Origin of the sequence: Clostridium muellerianum (assembly GCF_012926525.1) — a bacterium.
Lineage (GTDB): Bacteria > Bacillota > Clostridia > Clostridiales > Clostridiaceae > Clostridium_AM > Clostridium_AM muellerianum.
The window spans coordinates 17,680-39,331 of the sequence record NZ_JABBNI010000024.1; the positions used below are offsets into that span (position 1 = coordinate 17,680).

At 30.2% G+C, this 21,652-nt stretch carries 16 protein-coding genes; 14 read left to right on the forward strand and 2 right to left on the reverse strand.

Annotation, left to right across the window (positions count from 1 at the left end):
* The first annotated feature begins 8 nt into the window (after positions 1-8).
* The 11 genes from HBE96_RS12890 (at position 9) to ilvA (ending at position 14,238) form a co-directional block, all read left to right on the forward strand.
* Positions 9-863 (forward strand): energy-coupling factor ABC transporter ATP-binding protein, encoded by an 855-nt coding sequence (locus HBE96_RS12890; RefSeq protein WP_169298151.1) that lies wholly within the window; start codon positions 9-11, stop codon positions 861-863.
* Between the two features lie 200 nt (positions 864-1,063).
* Positions 1,064-1,816 (forward strand): energy-coupling factor ABC transporter permease, encoded by a 753-nt coding sequence (locus HBE96_RS12895; protein WP_169298152.1) that lies wholly within the window; start codon positions 1,064-1,066, stop codon positions 1,814-1,816.
* Positions 1,816-2,136, forward strand: a complete 321-nt coding sequence (locus HBE96_RS12900) for an energy-coupling factor ABC transporter substrate-binding protein (protein ID WP_169298153.1) — start codon at positions 1,816-1,818, stop codon at positions 2,134-2,136. The genes HBE96_RS12895 and HBE96_RS12900 overlap by 1 nt, the downstream gene beginning before the upstream one ends.
* Before the next feature lie 421 nt (positions 2,137-2,557).
* Positions 2,558-3,304, forward strand: coding sequence for a class I SAM-dependent methyltransferase (locus tag HBE96_RS12905; protein ID WP_169298154.1), 747 nt, complete (start codon positions 2,558-2,560; stop codon positions 3,302-3,304).
* Between the two features lie 265 nt (positions 3,305-3,569).
* Positions 3,570-5,477: a sigma-54-dependent Fis family transcriptional regulator gene (locus HBE96_RS12910; protein WP_169298155.1), complete on the forward strand. Its 1,908-nt coding sequence runs from the start codon at positions 3,570-3,572 to the stop codon at positions 5,475-5,477.
* 191 nt (positions 5,478-5,668) lie between these two features.
* Entirely contained in the window at positions 5,669-6,742 is a 1,074-nt protein-coding gene (locus HBE96_RS12915) for a 2,3-butanediol dehydrogenase (protein ID WP_169298156.1), read from the forward strand.
* A gap of 431 nt (positions 6,743-7,173) precedes the next feature.
* Positions 7,174-8,655 carry a threonine synthase gene (gene thrC / locus HBE96_RS12920; RefSeq protein WP_169298157.1) on the forward strand — a complete coding sequence of 494 codons (1,482 nt, stop codon included), beginning with the start codon at positions 7,174-7,176 and terminating at the stop codon, positions 8,653-8,655.
* Between the two features lie 9 nt (positions 8,656-8,664).
* Positions 8,665-9,573, forward strand: a complete 909-nt coding sequence (thrB, locus tag HBE96_RS12925) for a homoserine kinase (RefSeq protein ID WP_169298158.1) — start codon at positions 8,665-8,667, stop codon at positions 9,571-9,573.
* 132 nt (positions 9,574-9,705) lie between these two features.
* Positions 9,706-11,025: an aspartate kinase gene (locus tag HBE96_RS12930; RefSeq protein WP_169298159.1), complete on the forward strand. Its 1,320-nt coding sequence runs from the start codon at positions 9,706-9,708 to the stop codon at positions 11,023-11,025.
* A 27-nt stretch (positions 11,026-11,052) separates the two neighbouring features.
* Positions 11,053-12,336 carry a homoserine dehydrogenase gene (locus tag HBE96_RS12935; protein ID WP_169298160.1) on the forward strand — a complete coding sequence of 428 codons (1,284 nt, stop codon included), beginning with the start codon at positions 11,053-11,055 and terminating at the stop codon, positions 12,334-12,336.
* A gap of 669 nt (positions 12,337-13,005) precedes the next feature.
* Positions 13,006-14,238, forward strand: a complete 1,233-nt coding sequence (gene ilvA, locus HBE96_RS12940) for a threonine ammonia-lyase (protein ID WP_169298161.1) — start codon at positions 13,006-13,008, stop codon at positions 14,236-14,238.
* A 435-nt stretch (positions 14,239-14,673) separates the two neighbouring features.
* Here ilvA and HBE96_RS12945 read toward each other — a convergent pair whose 3' ends face one another.
* Positions 14,674-15,234, reverse strand: a complete 561-nt coding sequence (locus HBE96_RS12945; RefSeq protein WP_169298162.1) for a hypothetical protein — start codon at positions 15,232-15,234, stop codon at positions 14,674-14,676.
* A gap of 289 nt (positions 15,235-15,523) precedes the next feature.
* Between HBE96_RS12945 and HBE96_RS12950 the strand changes: the two genes are divergently transcribed.
* Positions 15,524-16,282 carry an exodeoxyribonuclease III gene (locus HBE96_RS12950; RefSeq protein WP_169298163.1) on the forward strand — a complete coding sequence of 253 codons (759 nt, stop codon included), beginning with the start codon at positions 15,524-15,526 and terminating at the stop codon, positions 16,280-16,282.
* Positions 16,283-17,196: 914 nt separating this feature from the next.
* Here HBE96_RS12950 and HBE96_RS12955 read toward each other — a convergent pair.
* On the reverse strand, positions 17,197-18,993 hold the full coding sequence (locus tag HBE96_RS12955; protein WP_169298164.1) for a multicopper oxidase family protein: 1,797 nt from the start codon (positions 18,991-18,993) through the stop codon (positions 17,197-17,199).
* 304 nt (positions 18,994-19,297) lie between these two features.
* Between HBE96_RS12955 and aat the strand changes: the two genes are divergently transcribed.
* Both aat and HBE96_RS12965 read left to right on the forward strand, forming a co-directional pair.
* Entirely contained in the window at positions 19,298-19,966 is a 669-nt protein-coding gene (gene aat, locus HBE96_RS12960) for a leucyl/phenylalanyl-tRNA--protein transferase (protein ID WP_169298165.1), read from the forward strand.
* Between the two features lie 236 nt (positions 19,967-20,202).
* The gene (locus HBE96_RS12965; RefSeq protein WP_169298166.1) at positions 20,203-21,318 is read left to right on the forward strand and encodes an aminopeptidase; all 1,116 of its coding nucleotides are present in this window, start codon (positions 20,203-20,205) and stop codon (positions 21,316-21,318) included.
* Positions 21,319-21,652: the final 334 nt, after the last annotated feature.

The window sequence follows — 21,652 nt, forward strand, 5'->3', positions numbered from 1 at the left end:
GGGACATTATGGAAAAAACAATATTAAAGGTTAAAGATTTGTACTACGCTTATGGAAACGGAAAACCTGCATTAAACGGTATAAGTGTGGATATACATGAAGGTGAGAAGATTGCTGTTATTGGTTCAAATGGATCAGGAAAATCAACATTTTTCTTGAATATTAATGGTGTATTTACACCAGAGACGGGAAAAATCATTTATCGAGATACAGTGGTTAATAAAAAGAGCTTAAAAAAGCTTCGAAAAAATATCGGAATCGTATTTCAGGATGCAGATAATCAAATAATTGCATCCACAGTTATGGCAGAGGTGGGATTTGGTCCTATGAATTTAAAGCTACCTAAAGAGGAAGTTAAAAAGCGTGTTGAGGAAGCATTGGCATATATGAATATATCTGATTTCAAGAATCGTCCTCCTCACTATTTAAGTGGTGGTGAAAAGAAGCGTGTTACAATTGCTGATATTATTGCTATGCAGTCAGAAATCGTTATCTTTGATGAACCAACAGCGGCACTGGATCCTTTAAATGCACTGATGTTAGAAGAAGTTTTAGACAAACTTGCTTTGGAGGGAAAGACAATGTTGATTTCTACCCATGATGTAGATTTTACATATAGATGGGCTGAAAGAGTTCTTGTATTCTGTCATGGGAAAATTATAGCAGATGGAACATCTTTAGAAATTTTTAAAAGCAGGGAGATTTTAAAACAGGCAAATTTAAAACAACCAACTATGCTTGAAGTTTATGAACTACTTGTAGAAAAGCATTTGCTGGAAGATGAAAAAATCTATCCCAAAAGTACTGAAGAATTAAAGAAAATGCTTGAAAAACAGGTATCTTTTCTAGGTGCTTTAGCCTAGATTAATATAAGACATATTCAAGAAAGTAACTAGAAAGATAGTTAGTATGGTTTGCTTCATACTACGTCAGCATAAGCCTTTGATAGAACAACTATCAGCGGAATATGCTTCCTTGTTTGATACAAAATATACTAATGTCTTTGAATTGCTATTTTCTTTTATATACCTAAATTAAAAACAACATAAGGAGGAGAAATAAAATGAACCAAAAAGAAAAGAAAATTATTACTATTGTCACAATCCTTGCGTTAACTTTTGGAATAGTTCCAGTAGCAAACGCAATGCACATTATGGAAGGATATCTTCCACCAAAGTTTTGTATTGCATGGGGCGTTATTTGTATTCCATTTTTAGTATTAGGCTATTTATCAATTAAAAAGACATTATCTGAAAATCGTAAATCAATGACTATTCTTGCTATGGCAGGTGCATTTATTTTTGTACTTTCATCTTTAAAAATTCCATCAGTAACAGGAAGTTGTTCACATATGACTGGTACAGGACTTGCTGCAATTTTATTTGGACCCACTGCAGTTAGTATTCTTGGTATTATTGTGCTTGTTTTTCAGGCAATCCTACTTGCACATGGTGGACTTACAACTCTTGGTGCTAACACATTTTCTATGGCTATTGCAGGACCATTAGTATCTTATGGAATCTACAAATTGTGTCAGAATTTAAAAGTTAATAAACACGTAGGTATTTTTCTAGCAGCATCAATTGGTGACTTATTCACTTATTGTGTAACTAGTATTGAGCTTGCACTTGCATATCCGTCTCAAAGCGGTGGAGTTATGGCCTCTGCAGCTAAATTCCTTGCAGTATTTGCACCAACACAACTTCCACTTGCAGTTATCGAAGGCATTCTTACTGTTGTTATAGTTATGGGACTTGAAACATATGCAAAATCTGAATTATCAGGTATTGGATTTTTAAGGAGAGGTGAAAATTAATGGCAAAGACAAAAAAGAAGGTTATTATTTTATTAGTTATTGCTGCATTGATTGCTGTTATACCATTATTCACATTAAAGGGTGCTGAATTTGGAGGTTCTGATGATGCAGGAAGTAAGGTAGTTTCACAGATTACAGGAAAAGATTATGAACCTTGGTTTACACCTGTTATGGAAACTTGGATTGGTGGAGAATTGCCAGGTGAAATTGAAAGTTTACTCTTCTGTGTACAAACAGGCATTGGAGTGGGTGTATTAGCCTTCTTTATGGGAAGGTTAGTGGAGAGAAATAAAAAAGAAAATCGGCAGATTAAAAATTAATAATGTTTTATGTATATTAGTACAAGTTGTGATACAAGAAAAACAGCTGCTAACATAGTAGTATTTGCTGGAAAATGGAAAAGTAGTAGAGTATATACCTAGCTTCAAAATGCTAATTTTATTATAAAATCAAAACTAAATTTTAATCTTTATGAAAAATGTAAGATTTAATTATGAAGTTATATATCTATAAAACAGTATAGTTTCAAAATGATACTAATTTTGTATCGTTTTGAAATTTTTTTATATTAAAATAAGTTTCAGAAGGTGGTTTTGGTAACAAATATATAGAAAAGAACTTATTTTTGTTTAATTTAAACAGTTTAAAATTTAAAGAATATATTTGGTATAAAATTTGCTTAATAAATATATATGTTTAAAAAACCCAAAAACCTATTATTTATAATGAGGAGGAATTCAAATGGAATTAAGCATTCAAAATTATTGGGATAATAGAGCGAATACATATAGTGAAATGATAAATGAAGATATGAACAGTTTTAAGAAAGAAGCTTGGTGTAAAATTATAAATAATAAAGTATCAGATAAAAATGAAGTGAAAGTGCTGGATATAGGTACTGGTCCAGGTTTTTTTGCAATTATAATGGCACAAATGGGATATGATGTAACTGCTGTTGATTGTTCCTGTACTATGCTTAAAGAAGCAAGATACAATGCAGAATTGGCAGGAGTAAAAGTTAATTTTATAAAAAGTGATGGGGAGAAACTAAATTTTGAAAATAAAAGCTTTGATTTAATAATTAGCAGAAATGTTACCTGGACTTTGAAAGAACCAGAGGTAGCTTATAAAAATTGGTTTCAGCTTTTAAAAGAAGATGGAAGGTTAGTTATTTTTGATGCTAACTGGTATTTAAGATTAGCAAAGTCAGGTTTTGATGAAGAGTATGAAAAAGATATGAAATTGGCTAGAAATATGGGATATGATTGTAAGACTAATAAAGGTCAGAGAAATCAGTGTGAAGAAATTGCAAAAAACCTTCCAATGACCTATAAAATACGTCCAGAATGGGACAAGGAAGTATTAAGACAATGCGGATTCAAGAAGATAATAGTTGAAAAAGATATTTCAGATAAAATATATACAGAAGAAGAAAAAGTGGCTTATAAGACAACACCAATGTTCAGCATATGTGCTTATAAGTTATAATAAAAATTTGCGGTAGTTTCCTGTAGTTACCTATAGATAGATAATAAATGTTTTGTTATAATATAACTTAAGTGGTAAAATGCATGGATAAAGAGATTTTAGAAATATTAAAATCAATATAACAAGTAACTGCCATGATATTGCTAAATTTAAGTATATATAAGTTTATAGTGACGTAGACAGATTTGTGTATATGCAAATTAATCTACGTTATTTTTGTATATAGCTAGTAGTTGTGATATGGAGGTGTATTATTATAGAAGACATGGCTAAGGCTTGGAATGAATTTATTAAAAATGGAAATATAAGTTATGCAGTAAGAACTGAAATTGCTAAATCATGGAGAAGGTGTATGGAACTTAATGTAGATCCAATGGGTGGAAAGGGAAATAGTAAATATAAGCTTCCTTTGAAAATTATAATTGAGCGTAATGAAGAACTAATTTCAGTAGCTCGTCCTGTAATGGAAAGTTTACATAGTGTTGTTGCAGGTTCGGGTTTTGCTATAATACTGGCAGATAAAGATGGATATATTATAGATGTTATTGGTGACACTGACATTATGAAAATGGCAGATGAGCTAAACTTTGTAAAAGGTGAGCTTTGGTCAGAAAAAGCAGTAGGAACTAATGCAATTGGTACTGCATTGTTTTTAGATAAACCTATGCAGACCATAGGAGCAGAACATTTTGGAATAAAGCAACACATATGGACATGTTCTGCATCACCTGTTCATGATGAAGATGGCAATATAATAGGATGTATAAACATGTCAGGTAAGTTTTCTAGTGCCCATATACATACACTTGGTATTGTAATATCAGCAGCAGAGTCTATACAAAAACAATTAGCATTAGTTATCTCTAATAAGCTTATGAATATTACCTTTAATTCTATATGTGAAGGTATGATTGTTTTAAATGAAAAATTAAAAACTAAAAGAGTAAATGGAAGAGCTGTTGAGATTTTAGGTGTGATGGATAAAGATTTAAAAGAAATGGATATAGTACAGCTTATGAAAACTGTAAACTTCAATGAAATAATAAAAGGAAATAGTATATCTTATAATAATATTGAGTGTGATTTTCATGTGAAAGGTAAAATAGTTAAATGTATTATAAATGCAGTTCCTATGCAGGTGAACAAAAAAGTTATAGGAATAGTTATAACCTTTAGAGAGATACAGGATGTTCATAGGCTAGTAAGTAAAGTAATTGGATACAATGCATCTTATAATTTTGAGGATATTATAACCCAAAATAAAAAAATGAAAGATGTAATAAAGCTTGGTAAAAAAATAGCAAAAACTGATAGTAATATTCTTATTCAGGGTCAAAGTGGTACAGGGAAAGAGCTTATAGCTCAGTCCATACATAGTTATAGTGATAGAAAATCTGGCCCTTTTGTTGCAGTAAATTGTGCTTCTATACCTAGCGAATTAGTGGAAAGTGAATTGTTTGGTTATGAAAAAGGTTCATTTACAGGGGCCTCTAAGGAGGGGCATCCAGGAAAATTTGAAATTGCAGATGGAGGTACAATTTTTTTAGATGAAATTGGTGAACTGCCACTGGATATACAAAGTAAACTGCTAAGAGTATTAGATAATAATAAAATTTCAAGGTTAGGTGCAACTTATGAAAAACAACTAAACATAAGAGTCATAGGAGCTACCAATAGAAATTTAAAGGAAGAAATAAAAAAGAAAAATTTTAGAGAAGATCTTTATTATAGACTAAATGTAATGAGTATTGAAACTATACCTTTAAATGAAAGAAAAGAAGATATTGATATACTTGTTAAGCATTTTGTAGAAGGTTTAAATGTTAAAAGAGAAGAGTTTCATAAAAAGGTAACAGAAAATTATATAAATAAGCTAAAAGAATATAATTGGCCTGGAAACGTAAGAGAACTTAGAAATGTGGTTGAAAGAGATTACTATTTAAGTGATGATAATTTTATTTTGTGTTGCAGTGATGAAGAAAAAATATATATTAATGATGAAGTGAAAGCTCATAATGAAGAACATCATATTGTTCCAATACAAATATTAGAGAGAGAAACTATTAAAAATGCACTTGAAATTTGCAAGGGAAACATGGCGAAAACTGCAAAATATTTAAACATAAGTAGATCTACATTATATAGAAAAATAAAGAAATATAATAGTAATTAAATTAAAGTGTATCAAAATGACAATCATATTTTTGTATGTGTCAATATGATACATATAAAAGTGTATCGTATTGACACACATAAAGTAAAAAGAGCCTTTTTTATAAGCTTTTTTTATTTTGGCATAATGTTTGCTTAATATACAAGTGTGTGAATGAATTAACAAATATATTAAACTTTGGAGGTATAATTATGAAAGCAGCATTATGGTACAATAAAAAGGATGTTAGAGTTGAAGAAATTGAAGAGCCAAAGGTAGTAAAAGGATCTGTGAAAATTAAAGTTAAATGGTGTGGAATTTGTGGTTCAGATTTACATGAGTATTTAGGAGGACCTATATTTATTCCAGTAGGACAACCTCATCCATTAAGCGGTAACACAGCACCTGTGGTTTTAGGCCATGAATTTTCAGGTGAAGTAGTAGAAATAGGTGAAGGTATAACAAAATTTAATGTTGGGGATAGAGTAGCAGTTGAACCAATTGTTGCTTGTGGTAAATGTGCAGCATGCAGAGAAGGAAAATACAATCTTTGCTCATCATTAGGTTTTCATGGACTTTGTGGAAGTGGTGGAGGATTTGCAGAATATACTGTATTTCCAGAAGAATTTGTTCATAAGATTCCTGACAATATGTCCTATGAACAAGCAGCATTAATAGAACCTATGGCAGTGGCACTTCATTCAATAAGGGTAGCTAATTTTAAAACTGGAGATACTGCATTAGTTTTAGGATCAGGTCCAATAGGGTTAGCTACTATAGAATGTTTAAAGGCAGCTGGAGCAAAGCTTGTAATTGTTTTACAAAGAAAATCAGTAAGACAGGAGTATGCTAAAAGAGCTGGTGCAGATGTAGTACTTGATCCAAATGAAGTTAACATAGCTGAAGAAGTTAGAAAGCTTACAGATGGGGTTGGTGTTGATGCAGCATTTGAAACTACAGGTGCTAAAGTAGGATTTGATATTGGACTCGATAGTATAAAGTTTGAAGGTACTTTGGTAATAACAAGTATTTGGGAAGGAGATATAAGCTTTAATCCTAATGTTTTAGTATTTTCAGAAAAGAAAGTAGTAGGAACTTTAGCTTATAGACACGAATTTCCAGCAACAATTGCACAAATGAGTGATGGAAGAGTAAAAGCAGAGGGATATATTACAAAGAAAGTATTGTTAGATGATATAGTAGAAGAAGGATTTGGTGCATTAACTGGACCGGAAAAGAAGAAACACGTAAAAATAATTATAACTCCAGATAAATCACTTTTATAATTGATTTAATAGGTTAAGTTTTAAATATTATAAATAGTATAAATATAAGCTATCTATGTATTAATTTACATTGATAGCTTGTTTTAAATGTGAAACTTTTGTCTAGTAATGCAAGCTTTCATTAAAGATAGATTTAGGAATTATGCTGCAATTTAAATAATTTAATAAATGGTGTTTGAAGGATCTACGAAAAGGTGTTTTACTATTTGCAATGTAAAGTTTTTACAATAAAAATACTTTTATCTAAGAAAGATTATACAGAGTGATGGCAAATACTTGAATTGTAAAGGTTTTAGATTAAACAAATACACAAGGTATGTACGTGGCAAAAAAACACTTGCTTTTTCCAGACAAACAATATATTATATATAACATAGCTAAAATACATAGACTTAAAATGCAAAAAAGTTAACTTAAAAGGGGGCTAATAAATGTTATACAAAAGCACTAGGGGAAAAGGAAAAGTTGTAAAAGCATCAGAAGCAATAATAAAAGGAATAGCCGAAGACGGTGGATTATATATACCAGACAAGTTTCCTAAGATAACCAAATCTTTTGAAGAATTAGGGAATATGAGTTATCAGGAACTTGCATTATATATTATGAAAAAATATTTTGATGATTTTAGTGATGATGAACTTAAAGATTGTATAGATAGAGCTTATGATGAAAAATTTCAAAATTCTCAAATAGCACCATTAGTGTACAAGTCAGGAGCATATTTTTTAGAACTTTATCATGGAAGTACACTAGCATTTAAAGATATGGCATTGAGTGTATTACCACATCTTTTAAAAACAGCAGCTAAGAAGTTAGGTGTAGAAAAGGAAATAGTTATACTTACAGCCACATCAGGCGATACCGGGAAGGCAGCTTTGGAAGGATTTCATGATGTAGATGGAACAAAAATTATAGTTTTTTATCCAGAACATGGTGTAAGTGAAATTCAGAGAAGACAAATGATCACCCAAGAAGGTGAAAACACCTTTGTGGTAGGTATAGAAGGGAATTTTGACGATGCTCAAAGTGGAGTTAAGGATATATTTTCAGATAGAGAATTTAATGGAGATTTAGATGAAAAGGGATATATGTTTTCTTCTGCAAATTCTATAAATATAGGAAGACTCGTACCTCAAATAGTTTATTATGTTTATTCCTATGTAAGTTTATTAAAAAATAAAAAGATTAAAGATGGAGAAAGCATAAATGTAGTTGTTCCTACAGGGAACTTTGGAAATATATTAGCAGCTTTTTATGCTAAGCAAATGGGTGTTAATATAGGAAAGTTCATTTGCGCATCTAACGAGAATAAAGTTCTTACAGACTTTATAAATACAGGGATTTACAATAGAAAAAGAGATTTTTCTGTAACTAATTCTCCTTCAATGGATATTTTAATATCCAGTAACTTAGAAAGATTTTTATATGAAATAAGCGACAGAAATGAAGAACTTATAAATATATTTATGAAACAGCTTAAAGAAGAAGGTAATTATGAAATAACAAAGCTTATGAAGGAAAATTTAAAAGTCCTATATGGAGATTTTGCTACAGAGCAAGAAACTCTTGCAGCAGTTAAAAGAATTTATGAAACATCTAACTATATTGTAGATACGCATACTGCAGTAGCTTACGAGGTTTATGAAAAATATAAGCAGAATACAGGGGATGAAAGTGTTACAGTAATAGCTTCAACAGCAAGTCCATTTAAGTTTCCAAAGAGCATAAATGAAGTATTAAATTTTGCAGATGAAAGTGCTTCTGAATTTGAAATGATACAAAGTTTATCAAAGGAAATGAAACTTGAAATACCAAAAGGTATATGCAGACTAGATAAAAAAGAAATTCGTCATAGTGTAAATTGTGAAAAGTACGAAATGAGGGAAGTTATTAAAAAATTTTTAAGGATGTAGGTGATATTTATGGTAGAAGTTAGAGTACCTGCTACAAGTGCCAATATGGGTCCTGGATTTGATTGCCTTGGAATAGCAGTTAATATGTATAATAAATTTATCGTAGAAGAAATTGAAGAAGGTCTTATTATTGAAGGCTGTGATGATAAATTTAAAAGTGAAGATAATTTAATATATAGGGCTATGAAAAAATGTTTTGAAAAAATAGGTTATAAGCCTACAGGCTTGAAGATAAAAATAGAAAGCCAAATACCTGTATCAAGGGGCCTTGGTAGTAGTGCTGCTTGTGTACTAGGAGGAGTTGTTTGTGCTAATGAATTAGCAGGAAGAGTTTTAAACGATCAGCAGCTTTTAGATCTGGCAGTGGAAGTTGAAGGACATCCTGATAATATAAATCCGGCATTTTGTGGAGGTATGACTGTTTCTATATCTGAAGGTGAGGAAGTTGTTTATAATAAGGTAAATATAAAAGAAGGAATTAAGTTTTGTGCACTTATACCTAATTTTACATTATCTACAGAAAAAGCGAGAGCGGTGTTACCTAAATTTCTGAATTATAATCAAGGAATTTATAATATAGGAAGAACTGCACTTTTGATAAGCGCTTTAAATAATGGGGATTTTCATTTGCTTAAATTTGCATGTAAGGACAAGCTACATGAAGATTATAGAGCACAGCTTATAGAAAATTTTTACTCTGTAAAAGAGCAGTGTGAAAAACTTGATTGTTTGGGCGTATTTTTAAGTGGGGCAGGTCCAACAATTATGGTTATGCTTAAGGAAGAAGATAATGAGTTCGTTCAAAACATTCAGAAGTTTTTGAATGTCTTGAAAGGCAAGTGGTCAGTTAAAGAACTTAAAATAGAGAATGAAGGGGTTATTGTAAATAGGGAGGCAGCATTAACTAAATGTAGCTAAATTGACAATGAACAGTTAAGGAAAATTTTTCTCCTTTCATGGAAAAAATGATTAAAGTAGATGATTGTTTAACAGTAACGAATGTTCACTGTCAATTGTTAATTTTTAATTGAAATAAACGGGGGGCTAATAATGAATAATATAGTTGTAGCAAAATTTGGAGGAAGTTCACTTGCAGACAGTGAGCAGTTTAAAAAAGTAAAAAATATAGTTTTAAATGATGATAAAAGAATATATGTTATACCTTCAGCGCCGGGAAAAAGATTTAAAAAGGATTATAAGATAACAGATCTTTTATATTTGTGTCATGCACATGCACAAAATAGTATATCCTTTGAAGATGTTTTTAAACTTATAGAAGAGAGGTATGTTACTTTAGCAGGGGAATTGGAAGTTAATATAGATATAAAAAAGCATTTGGATGAAATAAAAGGAAAAATAGGACAAGGAGCTTCAGCAGATTATACAGCAAGCAGAGGAGAATATTTAAATGGATTAATTTTAGCAGATTATCTTGGATATGAATTTGTAGATGCAGCAGAAGTTATACATTTTAAGAAGCATAGAACTTTGGATTTAGAAGCTACAGAGAAAGCATTTAAGGAAAGAATGGCAAATATAGAAAGGGCAGTTATACCAGGCTTTTATGGGGCAATGCCTGATGGAAACATAAAAACTTTTACAAGAGGAGGCTCTGATGTTACAGGAGCTATAATTTCAAGATGTGCACATGCAAAGCTTTATGAAAATTGGACGGATGTTTCAGGATTTTTAATGGCAGATCCTAATATAGTTGAGAATGCTAAACCAATAGAAGTTATAACTTATAAAGAATTAAGAGAACTCTCTTATATGGGAGCGAAGGTACTTCATGAAGAAAGTATATTTCCAATTAGAGACGTATGTATTCCTATAAATATAAGAAACACTAATAAACCAGAAGATAAGGGAACTCTAATTGTAGATGATGATAAGCCTGTAAATAATACTGGAACTATTACAGGCGTAGCAGGTAAAAAAGGTTTTACAGTTATAGCTGTACAAAAAATGCTTATGAATTCAGAACAGGGTTTTTGTAGAAAACTTCTTTCTATATTAGAAGGTAATGGAGTATCTTTTGAAAATATGCCGTCAGGAATAGATTCAGTTTCACTAGTAATAGAGGATATGCAGCTTGAAGATAAGTTAGATGATATATTAGAGGATATAAAAAGACAGTGTAATCCAGATTCTATAGATGTTTATCCTAATATGGCACTTATAGCCACTGTAGGTAGAGGAATGAATAGAACAAAAGGAATATCGTCAAAGGTGTTTAGTGGTCTTGCTAAGGGAGATGTAAATATTAGAATGATAAATCAAGGATCAAGTGAAATAAATATTACTGTAGGTGTTGAAAATGATGATTTTGAAAAAGGTCTTAGATCAATATATAAAGCTTTTGTAAATTAGTTTGTGGAAATGAGAGGAGTAATAATCATGGAAAAGGTTAGAATTGCGTTATTAGGTTTAGGAAATGTAGGAAAAGGTGTTTGGAATATATTAAAAAACAATAGAGAAACTATAATGAAAAGAGCAGGCTATGATATAGAAATTGCAAAAATACTGGTAAGGAATACAGGAAAAAACAGAGGAGTAGGAGTACCAGATGAAATTCTAACCACTAATGTAGATGAAATATTTAATGATGATAGTATAAAAATTGTAGTAGAGGTTATAGGTGGAGTAGAACCTGCTAAGGATTATATATTAAATGCTATAAGAAGAAAGAAACACATTGTTACTGCCAATAAATTACTTATAGCAACTAATGGAGAGCAGATTTTCAAAGAGGCTCGTGACATGGGGGTTATTATAAACTTTGAGGCTAGTGTAGCTGGTGGAATTCCTGTAATAAATAGTATAAATGAAAGTTTAACAGCAAATAAGATACAAGAAGTTGTAGGAATCATAAATGGAACTACAAATTATATATTAACTAAAATGACTTTGGAAGGAATGGATTTTGAAAGTGCGCTTAAAGAGGCACAACAAAAAGGTTATGCTGAGGCAGATCCAACTTCTGATGTAGAAGGTTATGATGCAGTTTATAAATTAGCTATTTTGACTACTTTAGCCTTTGAAACAAAGGTAAATGTAGATGATATATATGTAGAGGGCATAACTAAGGTGAGACCTAAGGATATAGAATATGCTAAAGAATTGGGATATGTTATAAAGCTTTTAGCTATAGTTAAAGATGTAAATGGAAAATTAGAAGTTAGAGTGCATCCAACAATGATTCCTGCAATTCATACTTTAGCTAATGTTAATGATTCCTTTAATGCAATTCTTATCAAGGGAAATGCAGTAGGAGACTTAATGCTTTGTGGAAGAGGAGCAGGAGAACTTCCAACAGGAAGTGCTGTAGTTTCTGATATTATATCTGTTTTAAGAAATGACAGAGAAGGGTTAAATGCTTCTGATGTACAATATAATAACAGAGAAATAGCGAATTCAGGTGAAATTAAATCTCAGTACTATTTAAGAATTACAGTAAAGGATATGCCGGGAGTTCTAGGAAAGATAGCAACTATACTTGGAAAAAATGAAGTCAGTATTTTATCATTTATACAGAAACCTAAAAAAGAGGATTTTGTATCTTTAGTTCTTGTTACTCATGAAACGTTAGAAGAAAATATTGATAAATCTTTAAAAGAAATAAAGAACTTAGGAATGGTGGATAAAGTTAAAAATGTAATTAGAATTGAAGAATTAAGTTAAAAAGTCTATTGACAATTTATCAAAATTAAAATATACTTATTAACAAGTTAGCAATTTATAAATTTAATATGTAGGGCAGAGATGGAGAAAAAGGTATTCGATATGTTAACAAAAGAGAGCTAACGGTAGGTGGAAGTTAGTGTTAATGTGAATATATAATGATCACTCCGGAGCTTCTAAATTGAAAGACTTTTGTTAAGTAGATAAAGACGTTTACCAGCGATATATGGTTAAGGTTCACTATAAATAATAAGTTTATTTAGTTACAGTATTTAAAGTTGACCTGATAAGAAGTGGCAGTTAGTATATCTAATTGCAAATTAGGTGGTACCACGGAAGTTCAATCTTTCGTCCTTAAAAGCATAAGAAAATTATGTTTTTAAGGATGAAAGATTTTTTTATTATAAATAATTTGTTTTATAAAATAATATTTAAATTACTTCTGAGCCATATTAAAGTAATATGTATTAACTTTTTAACTGTATCGAGATATAGTTATAACGCTTTAAATTATAGTGATATCTAACTTAATAAGTTTTTTAAGAAAATTACATATAAAGTTAAAGACTAATTAAAAAATAAGATAAGGAGGATTACTTTTAGAAAATTGGGGCAAAACACAATAAGTTAGAAACAAAAGATAAGAGTAAATAGAAGGGGGCAATAAATATGAAGGAAAATTTAGCAGCAAATAAAGAATATCTAACATTAGGTGATGTGAAAGAGGCTAGAGAAAGAATAAAGAATATATGTGTAAATACAAAATTGATATATAGTTCTGAGTTTAGTCGCGAAAGTGGAAACGAGGTTTATATAAAACCAGAAAATCTTCAGATTACTGGAGCTTTTAAATTAAGAGGAGCATTAAACAAGGTAGGTAAGTTAACCGAGGAACAGAAAAAAAGGGGGCTTATAGCATCATCTGCGGGAAATCACGCACAGGGAGTTGCATATGCCGCAAATAAGCTTGGAATTCAGGCAACAATAGTTATGCCAGAAACTACTCCACTAATAAAAGTACAAGCTACTAAAAACTATGGAGCAAATGTTGTTTTAAAGGGAAAAGTTTATGATGAAGCTTATGAAGAAGCTAAGAGATTAGAGAAAGAAAATGGATACACCTTTGTTCATCCTTTTAATGATGTGGATGTAGCAGCAGGACAGGGGACAATTGCTCTTGAAATTATGGAAGAATTAAAGGATGTAGATGTTATATTAGTACCAATTGGTGGTGGTGGATTAATAAGTGGTATATCTGTAGCCGCCAAGGCTATCAACCCTAATGTTAAGGTAATAGGTGTTCAAGGGGAAAAAGCAAATCCTATGCAGATATCCTTTAATACTGGAAAGTTAACTTTTGCAGATACAATAGATACAATCGCAGATGGAGCAGCAGTAAAACAACCAGGAGATGTTACATTTGAAATTGTAAAGAAATATGTAGATGATATTGTTACAGTAAGTGATCACGAGCTTATGGAAGCAGTATTTATTCTTCTAGAAAAACACAAGCTTGTAGCAGAAGCAACAGGAGTAATGTCTTTAGCTGCTTTAAAGAGATTAAATTTTAAGGGCAAAAAAGTAGTTTCTTTAATAAGTGGAGGAAATATAGATGTAGTAACAATAGCATCAATGCTTAATCATGGATTGCTTTCTAGGGGAAGAATCTTCTGCTTCTCAGTTAAACTTCAAGATACACCAGGACAATTAGTTAAGATATCTAAGATTTTAGCCGATAAAGGAGCTAATGTAATAGAATTAGATCATAATCAATTTAAGGCTATTGACAGATTGAGACATGTAGTTTTAGAAGTAACAGTAGAAACAAATGGACATGAACATATTGAAGAGATAGTTAAGGCTCTAAATGAAGAAGGATATAATGTAGATAAGGTATACTAATATTAAAAGAAATAGTTGGTGAAATATGTATTATAATTTGCTTATGAGTTTTATCATAATATAAAAATATTGCAACACAACTTTTTAGCTGGAGTCCACATTGAATATATGGTGTATAAAAGCTGACCGTTTATTAAGGAGCTCTAATGTCTAAAATTCAAAAAATCTCTACCCGCTCAAATGTCCCGTCCTGGGACTTTCGCGGCTTGAATCGTTCTGATTCAAATTACGAGATTTTTTAAATTTTAGACATAAGAGCTCCTAAATTCACTCAAAAGCTTTTATACACCATATATCATGGAGTAAAAGTTAAAATCCAAACTGCCACTGCACCTTTGCGTCGAAATATGCTTATATTGTGATACAAAAAACACTGTATAATTCAATTTTGAATAATATAGTGTTTTAGTATAGAAAATAACATTAAGTATAGATTTAAATTGAGTTATTTGCTTCTAATATATCTCTGAAAGTATATATATATTCCATACTATTTCCATCAGCCCAAAATATAACTTTATCTTTATACATAACAACTTCTGCTCCATCATCATAACCGAATCGGCAGTAATTAAATTGAAATTTAAAGGAATAATAAGCAAATTCATTTTCTAATTCATTACAATTAATTATTATTGTATCAATGAAATTACCATCATAACGCATTTTATCTAAGTCTTCTTCTGTCTTAACGTAATAATCCTCTTTATTATCATTATCATATATGTCCCAATTTTTAAAAGTTTTAACTAAGGTCTTTAACATATTTTCATAAATACTATTAAAATTTTCTGAAATAAAACTAAGAGTATTTTTTACTATAGTTTCTTTTTTTTCATTAAAACCACTTATTATTAAAGTTGGAGTTAATATTAGATTAGTAAATTTGCCATTATATTTAATAGGAAAAACAAAATTCTCTTCATAATTAGTTAAATTGATTAGTTTTTCTTTCCAATTTATGTCGTTTAAATGTATTTCTTTATAGTTACTCATTATATATAATTTTCATCCTCCGCTTAATCCAGTCTTTATTTCATGTAATTCTACAACTGCACCTTAATTGATATTGAAATTATAACACTTTTTCTGTATATTTTCACGGTAATATAAAAAGTATAGAAATTTTTAATATTATATTATTCCACTTTCAAAGATCAACGTTTGCATTTCCTTCTTTAGCACTTATGTTGTATTTTTTATATTGTTAATTAACTAGTTTATATGTTATTGTAATGATAAATTTCTTGATTTATTGTAAAATATAATATTGGAGGTGTGAGTTTTGAAATTAATATCATGGAATGTAAATGGAATTAGAGCATGTGTCACTAAGGGATTCTTGGATTATTTTAAAGAAGTAAATGCAGATATATTTTGTATTCAAGAAAGTAAATTGCAGGAAGGGCAAATAGAATTACAATTAGACGGGTATTATCAGTATTGGAATTATGCTGAACGAAAAGGATATTCAGGTACAGCTATATTTACAAAAAATAAACCTTTAAGTTTTAAATATGGAATTGGTATAGAAGAACATGATAAAGAAGGAAGAGTTATTACTTTAGAATTTGATAATTTTTATATGGTAACAGTCTATACACCAAATTCTAAAGATCAGTTAGCTAGACTAGAATATAGGATGAAATGGGAAGATGATTTTAGATGCTATTTGAAGTCTTTAGAGAAAAATAAACCTGTAATTATGTGTGGAGATTTAAATGTAGCTCACAAGGAAATAGATCTTAAAAATCCTAAAACAAATAGAAAAAATGCTGGGTTTACAGATGAAGAAAGAGAAAAATTTACTGAATTTTTAGAATCAGGTTTTATTGACACATATAGATATTTTAATCCAGATAAGGAAGGTACATATTCATGGTGGTCATACAGATTTAATGCTAGAAAGAATAATGCTGGTTGGCGTATAGATTATTTTTGTGTTTCAGATTGCTTAAAGAAAAGGCTAATTAGTGCAGATATTCATACAGAAGTTATGGGATCAGATCATTGTCCTGTAGAAATTGTTATTTCAGATAAGTAATAATATAAAAATATTGCGAAGTAAAGTGTAGTGAAAGTTTTGATTTTAACTTTTACTATGTGATATAGGATAAGCGTTTACTCACTGCTAAATGTTTTCAATTAGTCTAAAGCTCAAAGTTAAGGAAAACCTAAGAACTTTGCCAAACTCGGTTCCCTCAAACAAGGCTAAAGTTCTAAGGCTTTCCTTAACTTCTCGCTAAGACTAATAAGAAAACAATTTAGCTAATGTGAGTAAACGCTTATCCTATATCCCTACGTAAAAGTTAAAATCAAAACTAGTAATTTCAGTTGTACATATCAATATTGATAATTTTATAATTTAGCTCTTAAAAATTCAGGCGGAAGCCTTCAAGATAGAAAAATAAATCAAAAATATTCATTTTAGTATAATATAATTGTGAAAATTAAAAAAAATCAAACAAAACACTATATAACACATAGATTTAAAATTGGAAATAAACCTACTACTTACAGGCTACGCCTTAAGTTGTGATTAGAATAACTAACTTAAAATATATAAATGAAAAATAATTATTATGAAAGCTGCGCTTTTAATATAATAGGGATAATAGTATATATGTAGACTGAAGTAAGAAGAAACGTTAAGCTGTATGAAGACTGATATATGTTGTGCAGGAACATTCGAGCAAATTTTAGAAGTTCTTATGCTTGAGATATTAAAAAATGACGTGATTTTTGCCAGGACGGCAAAAGCTCCGAAAGTGACAGGAGGTCACATTTGAGGAGGTAGGCATTTTTTAATATCTCAGGCATTAGAACTTCTTAAATGAAGCGAGTGTTCCTGCACAACATATATCAGACGTAATACAGCTTAACGTTTCTTCGGTTACTTACGTCACATTATGCTTATATTGTAAAAGCTAAACAGCTTTTAATGATTAGTATTATAATTTATAAAATTATTTTGTAAGGTCTCATCATTTCATTATCTTCATGATCAAGTATATGACAATGCCATACATAACCTGGACCTATTTCAGGATTAAATGAATAAAAGTTTTTTCCTGGAGAAGTTAATTTAGGATCTATGTCCTGTGGAGCAAAACGGACTTTTATTCTTGTAACTTCTCCTGGATTTGCTCTAACAGTATCTTTCCAACCTTCTTCATTAGAATCAGGATTTATAGGATTCCCTATAAGATATGGTTTTACGGATAAACGCTTTGTAGGATGATTTAATGGAGGATTTCCATTAAGAGCAATCCAGTCATTTGTATATTCTTTAACTTTAAAGGCTTGACGATTGTAAACTTGAAATTGTATCAGATGTAGATGCATAGGGTGAGCATCTTGTGTAAGGTTAACAAATTCCCATTCTTCTGTTGAACCTATTCTTGGTAATTCGGAAACAGGTGCGGACCATTTTTGACCATTTAGTAAAACTTCTTTGGGACCATTTGGTCCTTGAACTTCAAACAATACTAAAATTCTTTTTTTAGAATCTACTTTTAATTTAGTAATTTTATTCAAAGTTTTAGGTAATTTATTAGGGGTTTCAGAATGAGAGTTTTTTATAGTAAATTGCATAATTTGTCCAGTAGTATTAGGATCTGGTGCATCTCCCATTGGATAAGGTGCATTTGCGTAATTTTGAAGAATTATTTTACTTTTAGAATGCTCGTTAGAAAAATCTACAAGAATATCAGCCCTTTCGCCAGGAGCTAAAGTTAGCGAGCTAAGTTTTACAGCATGAGCCAAATATCCTCCATCACTAGAAATTTGCATAAATGGTATATTATTAGAAAATTTTAATTTGTAAAATCTTGCATTGGACCCATTTAATAATCTAAAGCGATATTGACGTTTTTCTACATTTAAATTTGGCCATACTCGTCCATTTACCATGATGGTGTTTCCAAAAAATTCTGGCATCCAATATGGATGTATACCTGGATTTATACCTTTTGTAGGAAAGTTAAAGGATCCATCTTTATTAAAAGATCTATCTTGAATTACAATTGGTATATCATATTTTTTACTTGGCAGTATAGATTCGCTATAATCTAATTTATTTTTAGGATCTTTTATAATATAAAAGCCGGCAAGACCCATTAATACGTTAAGTCTGGTTATACCCATAGCATGATCGTGATACCATAATGTAGCTGAAGGTTGCTTGTTTGGATAGTTATAAACCGAAGTTATAAATGCAGAGCCTATTTTTTTTTCTTCAGCAGTAAACCAAGCATTAGGATGTCCATCAAAAATAGAACTGTTTTCACCTCCATGAATGTGAGTAACTATTGGTACAGGCATTTGTGCTTTTGGTAATCCTGGTGGAAATGGTGGAACTGCTTGAGGTAATACCATTCCTAATCCATTAGGATCTGCCCAGCATAAAGTTGGATCTACTGGTAGTAGATGCGGTGTTTTAATAGCATTAATCCACTGAACGTTAATTGGGATATTGCGTTCAGCTTGAAAAGTGGGGCCAGGTGAACTGTAAAAGTTATTGATAGTTGAACCAGATAAAGGATCTATGACAGTTCCACTATATCCCCATACAGTAGTTTGTGGAAATTTTTTAGGTAGAAGTTGTTGCCTAAATGCTCTTATAGAAATCACATAATTATGACTTAATACTTTTCCAGTATTAGGATCTATAACTATAGTGGGTTTGTAAACAGGTGGTATCAATAATTGATTTTGAAATTTAGGAATTAAATTTGCAGGAAGTAAAGTGTTCATAAAAAACTCCTTTCTTATTCATTACAAGGAATCTCCTTGATGTATTCTACATTAACAACATTTGTCAAAATAATAATATGATTAACTTCACATTATATCTTTAAAATATAATATGAAGTTTTTTATAACATGTTATTGTTTTTTAGAAAAAATGTATAATGCTAATATTCATATAATTATAAAATTGGCTAATTAAATATTAATAATCTTTATATAATAAAGGGTTTTTTTATTACATATTAAAATGTTATAATGAAATAATGGATGAAGCGATAAGTTATAGATTTGAAGGGAGCTTTTAATTGTGCCTGTTTTTAAATTATCAGAGGATTTAATATTTCCAGATCCATCACTTGCAGAAGAGGATGGACTTTTGGCTGCATATGGTGATCTGTCCCCGGAAAGATTAATACTTGCTTATAGTAATGGAATATTTCCATGGTTTTCAGAAGATGAGCCTATACTTTGGTGGTCACCAGATCCTAGATTCGTTATGTATCCAAAGGATATTAAGATTTCTCATTCTATGAAAAAATTATTGAAGAAGAATACATATAAAATTTTATTTGATACTTGTTTTAGGGATGTAATATCTAATTGTGCAGGAGTTAGAAAAGAAAGTGGAACATGGATTACAAATGATATGATAGAAGCTTATTGTAAGCTTCATAATTTAGGATATGCGCATTCTGTGGAAACCTGGTATGGAGATAAATTAGTAGGGGGACTTTATGGAATTGTAATAGGAAAGTGCTTTTTTGGAGAGTCTATGTTTTCTATTATGGATAATGCTTCAAAAGCAGCTATGATTACTCTGTGTAAAAAATTACAACAAGAAAACTTTATATTAATAGATTGTCAGGTATATAGTAAACATCTTGAAAGTTTAGGCGCAGTAAATATTAAGAGAGATAAATTTTTAGAAGTTGTGCAAAATGAGGCAAAAAGGTTTTTTGCCGATAAAATTATATAAATTTAGAAAGCATGACAGGATAAAGAGATTTATCTCTGTCATGTTTTTAAAATTAAAGTTTTAAGCATATGAGTAATTTGTTTATGTTTGTAATAAATTGAATTTTTTTAACATGAAAGTCATGAATGAAAATTATTAGACTATTTTGATGTATTTTAATATTTGTGATATAGTAATATATGTAAGAATAAATGTATTAATTTTGCATATATTAAACTGAAAATGGGGGAGTTAAAATGAAAGATTCTAGAATAATAGAACTTGCAAAAAATTTAATTAATTACTCTTGTGGTATTCAAAAAGGTGAAAAGGTTTTAATAGAGACTATAGGAACACCAAATCCATTAACTCTTGAACTTATAAAACAAACATATTTATCAGGAGGAATACCTTTTGCAACAAATAAATTACCAGAAGTTGATAGAGAACTTTATATGAACTGCAGTGAAGAACAGTTAGAAATGATGGCTAAATATGAAGCAGCAAGAATGAAAGATATGGATGCATACATTGGTTTAAGAGCTCCAGGAAATTTAACTGAAACTTCAGATGTTCCAGGGGAAAATATGTCTCTTGTTATGAAAAAGTTTTGGCAGCCAGTGCATGGCGAAATAAGAGTTCCTAAAACTAAGTGGGTAGTTTTAAGATATCCCAATACTGCAATGGCTCAATCATCAGGAACAAGTACGGAAGCTTTTGAAGATTTTTATTTCAATGTGTGTAACTTAGATTATGGAAAAATGTCAAAAGCTATGGATTCTTTAGTTGAATTAATGGATAAAACAGATAAGGTTGCTATAAAGGGAGAAGGAACGGATTTAAGATTTTCTATTAAAGGGTTAAATGCAATAAAATGTGATGGAAAAATGAATATTCCAGATGGAGAAGTTTATGCTGCACCAGTTAAAGATTCTGTAAACGGATATATAACATATAATACTCCATCATTATATAATGGATTTACTTATGAAAACATAAGATTAGAATTTGAAAATGGAAAAATAGTAAAAGCTACAGCTAATGACACAGAAAGAGTAAACAAAGTATTTGATACAGATGAAGGGGCAAGATATGTGGGAGAATTTGCAATAGGAGTTAATCCATATATATTAAAACCAATGAAGGATACTTTATTTGATGAAAAAATAGCAGGATCTATTCATTTTACGCCAGGGGCAGCTTATGATGATTGTTTTAATGGAAATAGATCCTCTATACATTGGGATTTAGTATATATACAAAGGCCAGAATATGGTGGCGGAGAAATTTATTTTGATGATGTACTAATAAGAAAAGATGGTTTATTTGTAATTGATGAACTAAAAGGATTAAATCCAGATAACTTAAAGTAATAATGATGCTAAAGAATATATATTATCCATAGTAAAATTAAATAATAAAAACACTCAAGGGTTGTAATAAATAAGATTTAGTTAGTGAATAAATTATTACAACCCTATACAATATGGATTAGACACAAAATAACCATATTAAGTAATTAACTTTCCTTAGATTTATTATCTCTCCTAAATTCAGTTATTTTTACACTTGTTTCCTAAATATAAAGGAGTAAAGAATTTAATTCTTTTAAAATATACTTCTTTTTAATTTTATAGCTAAAGCATCTCTTCTAATAGTTCTTTGTATTCCATCTGAAGTAGTTTTTCAGTGACCTCTAGTTCTAAG